The organism is Actinomadura physcomitrii, assembly GCF_008923205.2.
Lineage (GTDB): Bacteria > Actinomycetota > Actinomycetes > Streptosporangiales > Streptosporangiaceae > Spirillospora > Spirillospora physcomitrii.
This window is the reverse complement of the sequence record NZ_WBMS02000013.1, coordinates 149566-163132: the sequence shown is the minus strand read 5'-3', so window position 1 is coordinate 163132 and position 13567 is coordinate 149566. Positions and strand designations below refer to the sequence as shown.

Genomic DNA, 13567 nt, shown 5'->3' with positions numbered 1-13567 from the left:
CATGAGCGTGCACGGCTCACGGCTGTACGGGTACCGGTTTGACGCGTACGACCAGCACGTCGTTGTGGAGTTTGTCCGGGTTGAGGGCGAGCTCTGCCCATAGTGCCGTGGCTGCAAGGAGATTCATGGGTTTATGCGGAGCGCAACGCACGCCGAAGCCAGCGGGCCGCCATCGCAGACGCTCGACCATGGCACGCCCGGCCGCGCTCGCATCCGCGGCATGCTGTCCGGCCGCGACCGGAACAGGCCTTCCGGCGCCCGAGACGAGCGCCTCAGCGAGCAGAAGCCGAGCCCTGCCCGCCTGCCGCTGGTCGGGTTGCGTCGTCACCATCAGATCGGGTGTCACCGCTGCCAAGCGACTCAGTATCCACCCCGCCTGGGCCAGGCCGGTGGCGAGCACGCCGGCGCCTGTGCCTGCCGACCATGGTCGGTTACCTTCACCCTCCCGGGCCTTGCCCAACCAACGCCAACGGGTGTCGTCGGCGTCCGGAACCGGGACCGACCTCGGCGACTCAAGGAGCAGCACCGCACGCCGGTTGTCTGCGAATCCGGCTGCCATGCGTTCCATCGCGCTGTTGGGGTCCCTGCCTTCGGCGATCGTGTCCTGAATCGGAACGTCGAACGCCGCCCATGCGAACTTCGACGGCGACTTCACCGATCCGATGTCCACCGCCACCACACGAGGTCCCATAGCCAGCGATCGAACCACCCTTTCAAGATCGACTGCGCGCCACCCATACCACCAAAGGCCTCGGCGCCGGTCCGTCGCAACCGTGACCGTCGAACTCATCGATCGTTGACCATCGTCGGTGAACCTCGGCGCGTGCGAGCAGCGGCATGAGCGGACGTCTCTCGCTGTCCGGAGTGGTCGTGGTGCCAAACCCCGTGGAGACTGTCGCTGGTGGCCGCTACCGTGACCGTATGGAGAGTCTGTCCACAGGGTTGCCGAGCCCGGCCCACCTCGACCCCTATGGCAGCATGAACCCAAGGTTCCTCGGCATTGTAGATACCTGCGCCCTGCTCAGCAGCATCCGCAACGACGTGGAGCATGGTCCACAATGGCGGTCGCGTTTGCTTCGCATGACCGACGCCGGAACAGCCTTGCTCTACGCCTCCGACCACGTGTACGCCGAGGTATACCGGCGACTTCCCAAGATTGCGCAGACCAGTTCGGCTTCGGTCGAAGCCCTCCGCCAGCACTTCGAACGGGCGTACCTACCGGTACTGCACTTCGTCACCGTCGAGGGTGGGGCCTCGGATGATCCGCAAGTATTGGCCATCACGGACCCCGACGATGTGCCGACCGGAGAGCTCGCCAAGCTCATCGCACCTTGCGTTGTGTTCTCCGAGGACCGGCACCTGCGCAAACCCGGATTAGCTCCTAGCCGCTGGCGCGAGGTAGCCCGTGCCGGCGTCGATCTCCAAGAAGCCGAGTCCAAAAGAGACGCCACAAGTCGCGTCGTTGCCCTACCTCTCATCGGAATGATGGGGCTCGTCAAGGTGGCAGCCCGGCGGATCGAGGTCTCGCCCTGGCTACTCGGCGGCTCGCTCCTTGCCGCAACTACGCTTTTTCTACGGAAACCTCCCCGCAGGAAACGCGTGGGACAGTACGCGACAACCTTCTTTGAAGCACTGGCCGCTGAGTACGAGCAGGCGACACAGTTGGAGCAGCGGAGCCTTCGCGCAATTCGGCTAGTGATGCTGTCCCCACCAGCCGAACCTTCGCTGAAGCAGCAAATAGCAATCGTGCTGGCCCGAGAGCGCCAACCGCTGTTAGCTCGAGAGATCCACGAACTAGCCCAACAACACTTTCAAGATCCCCTTGCCCTCAGCCTCAGCGAAGTGCGAGCAGCGCTCGCTAACGGGCCGGAGTTCGTGCAGTCTGAGCGCAATCGCTGGTCATTCGGACGGCAGGCGGCACCATGGCAAGGGGTGCTCTGACCCATTAGGAGGCCGCTCCCTTTCAAGCCGGGGAGCGCAAGTGATGCCACAGGCAGTCCTGGAACTTCCGTTGCGCGCGGTTGCGCATGCTGGATGCCTGGCCCTCCAGCTCCGATGGTGGCCATGGCGGCTACCATCGCGGCACGCAGGATGCAAGCTCGATCTCTCTCGTGAGGCAAGTCCTAAGGGTTTCAAGAGGCAGCCTAACCATGGCGGTTGCGGCCACAGTCCTTGACCAATTTCGGTCCTACCCGCGCGTATCGCCTCCATCGCCTGACTGATTTCGCAAAGATAGGCGGAGGAAACGGGAGGCGTGAAGCAATGACACGGTCATCGACAGGTGGGGCCGGAGCCTCAGGAGGTGTCGGGCATGAGGATCGCTGCCTGGCCTGGTTCGCGGCGCACCTATTGACTGAGGATCCACTGCCTGGCTGGGCTTCCGGCCACCGCATAGTCGGCGTTGGCAGTCAAACCGCGCGGCCCGTTGACGATGTCGGCGCCGTCACAGATACGGGCGGTTGGCTGATGGTCCAAGCGAAGAAGAGGCTGCAGCTCACCGGGGCTGAAGATGGCGCGCTAGCGGAGGCGCTTCGGCAACTCGTGGACGCCGTGATCGGCGAGGTTCCTAGCTCACCGCCGAACCAGCACATTCCGCGGTCCCTCGACCGGGATCTCGACAGGGTGCTCTTGCTGGGTGATGAGCGCACGCCGGCAACCGTCAGGGATCACCTGGCTAGAGTGACGGATCGTCTACGTACCCATCTTGAGGCGGTTCCTCTAGAGGAAGCTGCCACCAACGGACCTGAGCGTGAGGCCCTCAGGGTGCTTCTCACCCATCTTCGCCGGCTGTGGGAGGAACGCGAGGGCAACCCAGCCGATGACGCTGCCCTGCGGCGACTCCTCAGCCCCCTCGTTGTCCATGCCCTGAACCTGCGCGACGATGGGCCGGAATATCAACGGGTTCAGGTGATGCTCAGCGACATGCTGGTCGACCAGGACCAGGCGCGCGACCTCTGGGAGGCGCTGGTCTCAATCGGCCACGAACTCAGTGAGAGCCAAAGATGGCTTGACCGCGAAGCGCTAGTTGCCGAGCTTGAAAAACGCCCCTTCCGCCTCAGGCCGGTGACCCGGTTGCGAGGGGATATCGCTCGCCTACGGCAGTCCACAAGAACCAACATCGCGGTGCTCGGGAGTGCCCTCACCCTCACGACTCCCGAAGGGGGCCTGACGCTTGAGCGAGAAGTGGGGCCGACCCTACACGATGCGGATGGTAGCTTCGCGCTGACCGGTGAGCCTGGTACAGGCAAGACCGCGCTCCTCTGCCAACTGGCCGCCGACCTGATCGATCAGGGAAACGACGTCGTACTTCTGAGCGCTGAGCAACTGAGAGCTTCCGTCGGCGAAACCCGCACGGAGTTGAACCTCGAGCACGACCTCAAGGACATCTTGCTCGGCTGGCCTGGCACTCATCCCGGCAAGCTACTGCTGGATGGCCTGGACCAGACCCGTGGGGAGAATGCCTCGAAGTGGCTGCCAACGCTCGCCAAGCAGCTTGCAGGAAGCCGCTGGGAGATCGTTGCCACTGTCCGACGTTTCGACCTGCGCAACGGCCACAAATGGCGTGCGATGTTCCGCGGCGCGCCTGTCGACCCCGCTCATTCTGATTCCTCGCTTCAGAACGTCCGCCACCTTCTGATCGAGGACCTGCTGCCAGGGGAGATGGAGAGCCTTCTACAAGAAAGCCCTGCGCTTGCCGACCTCCTCCGAGCCGCCGGAAGCAAAATGCAGCAACTCTTGAGCAACCCGCTCAATCTGGAGATCGCCTCGCAATTGCTGGCTGACGGCGGCCTCCTTGAGCCCGGCAACATTCGCAGCCGACTTGACTTGCTCGACCAATACTGGCGAGTGCGGGTAGTCGAAGGTGGCAGGAATCCGTGGGAACGAGCCTCGACACTCACTCAGGTGGTTGCACAGATGATCGCTGATCGCCGACAGCAGGTAACCTACCTGCCTCATGCCGATGCCGATGCTCTGCAGGGATTGGTGAGCGACGGCGTTCTTCGTGACTTGCCACAGGGGGTCGGTCTGCCGCAGCCGCCGATCGCATTCAGCCATCCAGTACTTTTTGACTTCGCGGCCGGGATTTTGGCGCTCGGCGACACCTCCCACGCAGAGAGCCTTGCGGAGAAATTAGACGCCGACCCTAACCTGGCCCTGCTCCTGCGGCCCAGTTTGGACTACCGGCTAGCCATCGCCTGGCGAAATGCCCCGACAAGGCAGGAGTTTTGGCAACTTGCCCTCAGGCTCAATGCTGAGACATCAGGGCATCACCTAGCCGCCGCTGCAGCAGCCACCGCATGTAGCCGCGAACTGCGTTCACCTGACGAACTGGCTCATCTTGCGGAAGCATGCTTGGGCGACAATCCTGCTGCCGGAGCCCGCGAGAACCCAGAGAATAACGCTCGCCGCATGGCGTTCTTGGTCGCGGCTGCAATAGCCAACTCGGATTCACAAGCCAGCCTTTTTGAGGCATTCTCGCCATTCGTTGAAGACCTTGCCCGCGCGGCTCGCGCTACCAACGACACCTCCCTTGCGTTGGATGCCGCCCAGCTACTCAGACGAGCGTCTGGCTCAAAAATATCCTGGCCCGGCACGGAAGTGAGAGACCATTGGATTCAGGTCGTCGTTGACTGCATGACTGTAGCCTTGGAGGATGTCGATGATCCTGACCGAGCGCAGATTGGGAGGATGCTTGCCTGGCCTCTCGCTCGCGCGCTTTCCCTCGACGGAACTGCTTGCGAACGCATCGCACACATGGCAATCTCGCATGAAGTGCTGCGAGCATGGGGTTTCGAAATTGCCAGAGTGCTCATCGAGTGCCTGCCAAGTATCGCCAAGAGGAATGCGGCACTCGCTGTTGAGATTGCTGCGGCCACCTGGGAGTACGAGGAAGAGCGGGACCAGGTTACCAGAATTACGGAAAGTCAGATTCTCGGGCTAACCAGCAATCTGCGGCAAGACCTGAATCATCTTCGATGGAGTGTTTGCCAGCAACTTCCCGAAGTTGCATCTGTCGACCTTGAGGCTGCCGTTCGGATGCTTATACGGATTGTGGAAGTACCACGGATGTTCCAGTACGACCGCAGTACTGATACGGGCCAAAGGCCGCGTATTCGCCACGGTGATACCTTGCGCTACGCAGGAGGGCACTCCGAGTTGGGCACAGCTGTCGATGCCGTCATCGCTCTGCTGCAGACGAGGGCTGAGCACGTGAGCTCAGGGCTGACTAACGCTGATAAAAACAGCAGTGCCGATCAGCAGGAGCTCCGCCAGGTCGTCGAACTCTTGATCTCCACGTTGTCGCATGGCGAGGTCTGGCAGCGTCTCCTGATGCAGGCGGCTAACGCCGAGTCGCCAGCTCTCGCGCACCTGTTGGTTCCAACACTGGAGACCGGCATCTTCGAGCGAGGCCAGACCCGAGGGGCAGCGGGGCTCGTAACCGCTCGCCTATCGGCAGAACTCGACATTGCGATTCACCGTCGGATCGAGGCAGCAATTCTCAGTGCCACGAGTCTAGAAGCCGACGAAATTGACGACACCCGCAAGCAGGAGTGGCAGCGCAACCAACGCGATGTGCTCCTAGGCGCACTCGATCCTAGAAAGGTCACCGAACCTGAAGCGCTCCGGCATCTAGAGGAACTAGCCAGCAGCGATCGAGATGACCGGAGGCTTTCTTGTAACCACGCTGGCCAGGACCTTGTAGACGACTCAATGCCTTCGCCACCAGGGGGTCCACGGAATGGCGAGGATGGCGCGGGGGGCCCTTCCGCCGATGTTGCTGAGGCACTCCGGAAAACAGTTGCTCAGGACCCGGCTACCTGCCGGGCGGGATATGAGAAGCTTGCCGAAAGTTGGCCGGCCCTGCTGCAGCAGCTCTTGGCTCACGCACCTGAGGCAAACGCGGAAAAAGATCGTTTTCTGCTGGTTCGAGGAGCGCGGCAACTTACGCATAGTGCGCTCGCCCAACCTGGACAGCCTCTTGGGCGTGACGTCCTGGCTGTTCTCCAGGCGGCGCTGCCCTCGGCGACGAACCCTCCCCAGGAGGACGAGGTCGAACCTGGGTGGCGCGCCTGGGGCGCCACGATCACCTCAGAGGCTGTGTCGGGCGTCACCACTTTCGCGAGCAGGCCCGAATGGTTAGCTGAACTTCACGACGAACTATCGGCAGCCGTCATCCCTTTCCTCAGCTCGCCCAATGCGCTCTACCGAATGCTAAGCGCGGAATCAATCCCATTTCTTTTCGGAGAAGAGGCCGCCCTTGAGGGCCTCGAAGTACGGCTGAACTCTGAAAGGGACTCGCAAGTGCAGGCGGTGCTGGGGTCGCTGCTCGGCAGGTATCGCGACGCCTACCCCCACGAGGTCGATGATATTCTTCGGCGCATAGCCACCAAGCCCCAATGGGCGATCATCGCGGCGGCCTCGAACGGTGACAAAAAGATCAGCGACGACGACTCCGCTGAAATGATCGTAGAATTGCTCACCTTTATGGCCGCCGAGTACGGGACCTCCTACGCCCACGACACTGTACAGTCATGGCTATCCAGCCCATTGGAAAATCCTTGTAGGGCGGAGCGGCTTCCGGCCTGGTTGCGGCGCTTTCTGAAACCAGAGGACACTAACTCCTCGGTATCGCAACAGCGGACTTTCGCTTTGCTCGAACTCCCCCTCGCAGCAGTTGAAGAAGCGTGGGCTGAGGAGAATGCGGCAGTTACCCTGGACGTGGAACGGGTGAATGCGGCAAAGGTGGCCAATAGCGTCGTTCAGAACATCTATTACGCGAGCGGGGCAAATAAGAGCGAACAGCCTCAAGGGCAAGGGGTCAGCCCAATACAGAAAGCCTTTGCCGAACGCGCTTTCCCATTGCTGGATGGCTACAGTGTTGTGCGGCATCCCAGCGTTACTCATCATATTATTCAGACGCTAGATCACATCAGCATCTATGCGCCCGAGCGGGCGCTTCTTGTCGCCGTCAGGGCGGCTAAAGGTGACGCCCACTATGCGCGAGAGCCATTGGGCCTTGGCGCAGTGCTTCAACTTATACAACGCTACCTCGCTGATCACCGCGAGTTGATCGTCGGTAGTCCAAGGTGCATGACCGCGGTAAGAACGCTGCTTGAAACGTTCGTCCGCCAGGGCTGGGATGAGGCTATCCAGTTCGCCGAACGCCTAGAGGACATGTTTCGTTGAAGCGGTAGCCGTCCCATCATGCAACCGTGGCGCCGGCGGGCGTGATTCGATGTGTCAGGTGACATCACACCTCGAAACACCGGTCATCGGCATGTCAGTGTGTAGGTGCAGCTTGCGTGATCGATGCTGCGCAGTGTGCCGGCCCGGGGTGGCCATCGGGCCGCAGAACGATCGGGAAATTTATGAGTGGAACCGCGTCTCACCGATTTTGATAACCGCTTTATGCGCTGAGCGGTGCACCTGAATGCACCGGGCCTCACGGAAGGTCGAGTTCGCCCCGGCGCGCTCGGCCGGCCAGGTCGCGCCACGCTTCAGCGTCTACGAAGAGCTTGGGGCCTTCGGGGTTCTTGGAATCGCGGATGCCGATCGCCCCGAGGACCTCGGCCAGTTCCACGCAGCCCTGGCTGCCCTGGCTGGCTGTCGCTTTGCGCCAGTTCGGGGCGGAGGGGGCCGGGTCGGTCATTGCTACTCCTTCTCGAGGCCGCGCAGGAAGGACGTCGTCTCGCGAGGGTCGAGCGCGGAGGCCACCAGCAGGTTGAACTTGGTGGTCATGCGGTTGACCTGGTGCGGTTGCTCCAGGTACGCGTTGCCGGCCTGACTTTCGACGTAGACGACGTCCGGGTCCGTGGGCTCGGGGAAACCGAGTAGCGAGAACGGTCCGTCGAGCCCGACGTGTGCACCCTTACCGAAGGGTAGAACCTGCAAGGTGATGTTGGGAGCCTCGGCCGCCTCCAGTAGGCGGCGCACCTGCCCCCTCACCACCGGAGCCTCTCCGACCGGCCTGCGGAAGACGTTCTCGTCCATGATCACCCAGAGGGCGAAGGGCGGTTCCATTCGGTCGAGGATCTGCTGCCTGGCGAGCCGGAGCTCCAGCAGACGGTCGATCGTCTTCGAGGCCTCCCCGAAGAGGGTCGTCTGGAGGACCTCGCGGGCGTACTCGGGAGTCTGCAGCAGCCCGTGGACGAGCTGGTTGTCGAAGTGGCGCAGCTCGGCGGCCTCGCTCTCCAGGCCGATGTAGGAGCCGAACCGCGGCGGGAAGACGTCCTGGAACTCGTTGTACCACCCCGGCTGCGCCGCCTCCTTGGCTAGCTGGAGAAGGGTGTCCCTGGTCTGGACGTCCGCCGTGCCGAACAGCTCCAGCAGGTCTCGGATCTCCCTCTGCTTCGGTGGCTGCGCCTTGCCCGTCTCGATGCGGCTGATTCGTGAGGGCGAGCACTCGAGGTGCTCGGCGACCTGCTCGATGGTGTAGCCGGCATTCTCTCGCAGCTTGCGGAGTTCGGAGCCGAGGCGGCGCATCCTGACCGTTGTCACGTGAGGCTGGGGCATGGATCCTCCTTTGCTTGCATGGCACAAGTTATCTGCTGCAAGTGCAGCCATGGGCGGGAACGGGGACTAGCAAGCACCTTGAAGATTTTCGTCGGAAGATATGCGGAGCAATGACCGCGAAGCGGATGCGCACACTTGTGCAGCACAGATTCGAGGTGCATGCTGGCGCTCATGTCCGCCGCTGTGAAGAGTGGTGAGTTCGCACGAACCGATCGGCTTCGACGCGAGCCCACGGAGACGGACCGCGGACTAGGCGAAGCGACCCCGGACACGGTGCTGCAACACCGGCCGGGGTCTTGATCGGACGTGGAGGTCCGACCCATGCATGATCGTATGAATCCGCCACCCGTACTGGGGAGGCCGTCCGCTCCCGGACTCGTGTCCGTCCACGGCGGGAGCCGAGGGCGCGATCAAATGGACCCGGCCGTGACGTCGCCGGCGCCCTGGGCGTTGGTCGAGCCGGACCCGGCCCACGCCATCGATGAACTCAGGTTCCAGTTCCCCCGCGCGAGGTGCTGGTTCGGCGAGTACACCGGCAGTTACTGGGCTCTGACCTCCCAGAACGGCACCTGCCGCCTCCTTGAAGGAACGACGCTTGGCGCCCTGAGACGTCAACTTCAGTCCGTCGGCCGTTCCGCGCGGCGCCGGCCGCCTTCATCCGGCACGTCGTTCCAGCCGTCTGTGTCCGTGCCGCTCCCGCAGCCGGCCGCTCCGATCCCGTCCGTTCGCCGGCCTTTTCAGTGGCGCAGCAACAGCCGTGGCCGCCACTGCATGACCGGGGCATCTGACCGGAGCGGACGATGCTGACCGGCAGGCCTGCCGACATCCCGGCAGGTGGCGCCTGCGCCTTCAGGCTTCCCCGGGACCCCAGCGCCGCTTCTCGAGCCCGCTCCCTCATCGCCGCGACGATGCGCGAACTCGGCTTCACCGCCGACCCGATCGACGACGCCAAGCTCGCGGTGTCCGAACTGGCCACGAACGCGCACACCCATGCGTCCTCGGCAGCGCGTCCCGAACTGTGGATCTGGGCGCGAACCCACCCCGGCCCGGAACTGGTCGTCTCCGTCTTCGACGCTCACCGCGACATCTGGCCGGTGGTCGGCGACGCGGACCTGCTCGACGAGCACGGCAAAGGCCTGTCGATCGTGGCGGCCCTTGCCGCTCACACCGGCTCGCACCTCACCAGATCTCGTCTCACCACAACGACCGGCAAGTGTGTCTGGTTCACTCTCCCCCTGCCGACGCCATGGCCGGCCGCTGGCCGCGTGATCGCTCCAGAGTTCGCCGCGGACCGCCTACAGGCCGTCTTGCGAGCACGGGGCGTCCTCACCACACGCCGCAGTACCAACGGTGGTACCTCGATCCTCACTCTCGGCGCCCTGACCATTGAGGTCGAGCCCAAGTCATTCTCTTGGCTCGATGGCCAAGGCCGCACCCGGCAGCCGTTGGTCGACCTTCAGGAGACGGCCGAACGCATCGTCTCCACCCACGAATCGCGCACCCACCCAACCCCCTGACCTGATCAGAGCCATCCCGAACACGGGATCCAGCGCCCCGGGGGCGCGGTGGAACCTTCCGTCCGCCGCGTCCCCGGCCCATGTCGCCCTCCACTCCAGGACGCCTTGATGCACACCATTGCCGATCGCTACGCCCGGCTCCTCCAAGCCGTGGAGACCGTCGGGAAACTCACTCAGCAGGGCGACACCGAGGCCATCGAGCGCCTGCTCGCCCAACCGGTATCGACCACCCGGTTCGATGCTCCGACCATTGAGGCCCTTCGCCACGCTCGCGACTCGATTCTCGCGATCAGACGAGCTCTCATCGCACTCCTCGAAACCGCGGTCGCGGACGGCCCGACGCCGAACCTGGCTACCACCCGCGAGCCGTCGGACGAACCCACCACAGTCGGCCACGGCACCATCGACCGCGCCGAGGCCTGGCGCCGCGCCAACCTGCGCCTGCTTGACCACGGCGGCAACTCGATACTTCTCCACGTCGAAGAGTTCGCGGAGGGTTACCGAGCGATCCCGGTCCTAGTGGAGATCCCGGAAGCGCCTTCCACCCCCACCCTGGAAACACCCACCACTCTCGTCGTCGACAAGACGACCGGTGCAGTCACCTACTGGCCCCAGCTATCCCTCGACGTCCTTGCTCAGCAATACCGCCGCTATCGCCGAGGAGAACCCATGACCTTCGACGCCTTGCGCGCCTGAAACCTGCTTCACAAGAGAGCTTCTGGCCCACTTGCTGCGTCGCCTTAGAGGTCGTAACAGAATCAGCGGACGAGGCGTCGCCAGCAGATGATGGCTGCGGCGAGGGTCATGAAGGCCTCGTGGATGTCGTCGAGGATCTCCCAGCGGATGCGTAAGCGGCGGAACCAGTGCAGCAGGCCGATGGTGCGCTCGACGACGTAGCGGTGGACGCCCAGCCCGGACCCGTGCGGGACGCCGCGGCGAGCGATGACCGGCTTGATGCCCTTGGCCCACACCAGGCGCCGGTATTTGTCGTGGTCGTAGCCGCGGTCGGCCAGCAGCCGCCCGGGTCTTCGCCGAGGCCGGCCGACCCGGCCCCGGACGGGCGGCACCGCCTCCAGCAGCGGCATCAACTGAGTGACGTCGTTACGATTCCCACCGGTCAACGACACCACGAGCGGGATGCCGTTGCCGTCGGTCAGCAGGTGGTGCTTGGAGCCCGGCCGGCCACGGTCGACCGGGCTCGGCCCGGTTTTGGGCCGCCCTTCAAAGCCCGCACATGGGAGCTGTCGATCACCGCCCTGGACCAGTCCAACTGCCCGGCGGCATGCAGCTCCTCCAGCAGCAGCCGGTGCAGCCGCTCCCACACCCCGGCGTGGTGCCACTCGGCCAGCCGCCGCCAGCACGTCATCCCCGAACCGAACCCCAGCTCCTGGGGCAGGAACTCCCACCGGATCCCGGTGTGCAAGACGAACAAGATCCCGCACAACACCCTGCGGTCGTCCAGCCGCTTACGCCCGGCGTGGCGCTTACGGCGCTCCACCTTCGGCAGCAGCGGCTCGACCCGCTCCCACAGGCTGTCGGGCACGATCCACGGGGGTTGCTCACCCTTACGCACCCACCCACACCACACCCGACCATCACTACATGTCGCGCTACATGCACATTTTGTTATGACCTCTTAGCGGCTCATCAGGGACAGCCCAGGAACTGACTATGACTCACCTAGGGGGACTGCTGCTCGTCGCTCCCAGCGATACAGGCGACCGACGCGTTCTTGGGCGACCAGGTGCACCTCGCTTACGCGTAGCGGTGCCGGGTCCGGATGAAGGTCGAGGGCTTTGATCACGGGTGTCGCGGGTCCTTCGGTGTTGCTGTAGGCGACGGACATGTGCGGCGTCCAGTTCGGTTCGTCGGCCAGTTGGTGTACGCGCACGGAGCCGGCGACGGCGTCGCGGATCGCGGTGCGGACCGGGTCCAGAGCGCGCGGTGGCTCGATGCCGAGCATGATGGCCTCGCTGTGGAGCCACACCCGCGCCAGGCTGACGTCGACGGGCGACAGGGCCGCGAAGCGCTCGGCCACCCCGGCGGTCATCGCGTCGGCCTCGGCCGGAGTGATCTCGTCGTCGAACCCGACGATCTGGGTGGTCACGTGGAGCCACTCGGACGGGATGAGGTCCAGGCCTTCCAAGCCGGCCAGTTTGTCCTGGCACTGGCGGGCGAGGTCGCGTGCCTCGGTCTGGTCGTCGGGGAGAATATGCCAGACGAGCAGGCGGCGCCCGGGCCGCACGCCGGGGCGCCACCACCAGTGGTCGTTCATGCGAGCGGGTAGCGGGCTCACGGGGCCTCCACAGCGGTCAGTGCTTTGTGCTCGAGCGATCCGGCTCGGAAGGCGCGGATCTTCTCGCGCAGTTCGGCGGCGCACGGGTCACCTTTGTATCGGCTGTGGCCCAGCCGCCGCTCGATCTCGCCCATCCGGCCGATGATGGTCACGACCCGGTAGTCGGCGCCGAGGTCGAAGACCTCCTTCAGCTCTTCGGCCGCGCCGTCCGGCTCGCCTGTCATCACATGCGCGAGCGCTGCGCCGATCCGGACCTGCGCCCACGTCCCGTACACCCATTGGTCGCCGTCGGCCCAGGCGTCATCTGCGTGGGCGACCGAGCGCAGCATGTCTGCCGGGTCGCGGGCACCGAGCCCCACCTGGAGTGCGTAGGTGGCCTGCCGGGCGCGCGTGCAGCTCCAGGCGTCGGCTCTCTCGTCGGCTGCCGAGCACGTGTCGCGCGCGTCCTCAGCCCGGCGCATCGCCTCATTCGCCGCGGCGATGTCACCGCGCGCCTGGAGGGCCGCCGCCTCCGACACTGCCAGCAGCACCCGTCCGCGACCGCCGGCGGGCGCCAGATGGAAGCCCCGACCGGCCAGCTCCGCGGCGTCGGCGTAGCGTCCCTCCCAGCGGGCGGTCTTGGACTGCGCGCACAGCACCAGGGCGCGGGCGGTGTCGGAGTCGGCCTCCTGCGCGCACGTCCAAGCGCCGTACCCGTAAGCGTCGGCGAGACGGTACCGCCCCACATCCCCGGCGAGCAGGTTGATCAGCGCGAACAACTCGGCGGAGATGCTCAGCAGATCGCGGGTCTGCGCGAGACGCTGACGGCCGCTTCGCAGGATCTCGGCGACACGGCTCTGCAGGGTCTGCGCTTCCTGCAGGACGGCGAGCGGAGGTTGACGAGGATAGTCGTGGGCCAGGCGGCGGATGGCCGTCCCCAGATAGTCGACCGCGCCGTCGCCGACGTTGGTCTCCTCCAGCCAGGCGGCCAGCTCCAGGACGTCATCGGCTGCGGGGGTCCGCTTCTCCGGCACCAGCTCCGTGAGGGCGCCGTCGGCGTCGAGTAGCTCGTCGAGCCGTTCGGCGATCTCACGGGCGGGTGTCCGCAGGTCTCGTGCGACCCGCGACAGGTACCCGTCATTGCAGGGGACGAGGGCGGCCAGCTTCCGCTGGCTGAGTCGCCGCTCGTCCATGAGCTGGCGCAGCTTCTGACCGAAGGTCGTCATCGCCCACCCGTTTCGCCCCGGGGTGCCCTGCTGCC

The 13567-nt window shown here is 64.7% G+C and carries 10 protein-coding genes; 4 read left to right on the top strand and 6 right to left on the bottom strand.

Annotation, left to right across the window (positions count from 1 at the left end; genetic code table 11):
• Positions 1 to 16 precede the first annotated feature (16 nt).
• On the bottom strand, positions 17 to 676 hold the full coding sequence (locus tag F8568_RS18575) for a hypothetical protein (RefSeq protein WP_151594803.1): 660 nt from the start codon (positions 674 to 676) through the stop codon (positions 17 to 19).
• 245 nt (positions 677 to 921) lie between these two features.
• On the opposite strand from F8568_RS18575, the gene F8568_RS18570 reads away from it, so the two are divergent.
• On the top strand, positions 922 to 1941 hold the full coding sequence (locus tag F8568_RS18570) for a PIN domain-containing protein (RefSeq protein WP_202125114.1): 1020 nt from the start codon (positions 922 to 924) through the stop codon (positions 1939 to 1941).
• Positions 1942 to 2466: 525 nt separating this feature from the next.
• The gene (locus tag F8568_RS18565; protein WP_151594802.1) at positions 2467 to 7188 is read left to right on the top strand and encodes an ATP-binding protein; all 4722 of its coding nucleotides are present in this window, start codon (positions 2467 to 2469) and stop codon (positions 7186 to 7188) included.
• Positions 7189 to 7444: 256 nt separating this feature from the next.
• Here the strand turns inward: F8568_RS18565 and F8568_RS18560 are convergent, their stop codons facing one another.
• Both F8568_RS18560 and F8568_RS18555 read right to left on the bottom strand, forming a co-directional pair.
• Entirely contained in the window at positions 7445 to 7651 is a 207-nt protein-coding gene (locus F8568_RS18560) for a DUF397 domain-containing protein (RefSeq protein WP_151594801.1), read from the bottom strand.
• 2 nt (positions 7652 to 7653) lie between these two features.
• On the bottom strand, positions 7654 to 8514 hold the full coding sequence (locus F8568_RS18555; protein WP_160573659.1) for a helix-turn-helix domain-containing protein: 861 nt from the start codon (positions 8512 to 8514) through the stop codon (positions 7654 to 7656).
• An 800-nt stretch (positions 8515 to 9314) separates the two neighbouring features.
• Here F8568_RS18555 and F8568_RS18550 point away from each other — a divergent pair.
• On the top strand, positions 9315 to 10031 hold the full coding sequence (locus tag F8568_RS18550) for an ATP-binding protein (protein ID WP_151594799.1): 717 nt from the start codon (positions 9315 to 9317) through the stop codon (positions 10029 to 10031).
• Positions 10032 to 10139: 108 nt separating this feature from the next.
• Positions 10140 to 10727: a hypothetical protein gene (locus F8568_RS18545; RefSeq protein WP_151594798.1), complete on the top strand. Its 588-nt coding sequence runs from the start codon at positions 10140 to 10142 to the stop codon at positions 10725 to 10727.
• Positions 10728 to 10789: 62 nt separating this feature from the next.
• On the opposite strand, the gene F8568_RS18540 is transcribed toward F8568_RS18545, so the two are convergent.
• The 3 genes from F8568_RS18540 to F8568_RS18530 all read right to left on the bottom strand — a co-directional run bounded on the left by F8568_RS18540 (position 10790) and on the right by F8568_RS18530 (position 13532).
• Positions 10790 to 11577 (bottom strand): IS5 family transposase gene (locus F8568_RS18540; RefSeq protein WP_160573663.1). Its coding sequence is split into 2 segments (ribosomal slippage): positions 10790 to 11244 and positions 11244 to 11577, totalling 789 coding nucleotides; the frame shifts between segments, so codons are not numbered across the junction.
• A 123-nt stretch (positions 11578 to 11700) separates the two neighbouring features.
• Complete coding sequence (locus tag F8568_RS18535) at positions 11701 to 12327, bottom strand: 2'-5' RNA ligase family protein (RefSeq protein WP_151594796.1); 627 nt, start codon at positions 12325 to 12327, stop codon at positions 11701 to 11703.
• Positions 12324 to 13532 carry a helix-turn-helix domain-containing protein gene (locus F8568_RS18530; protein ID WP_151594795.1) on the bottom strand — a complete coding sequence of 403 codons (1209 nt, stop codon included), beginning with the start codon at positions 13530 to 13532 and terminating at the stop codon, positions 12324 to 12326. The genes F8568_RS18535 and F8568_RS18530 overlap by 4 nt, the downstream gene beginning before the upstream one ends.
• Positions 13533 to 13567 lie beyond the last annotated feature (35 nt).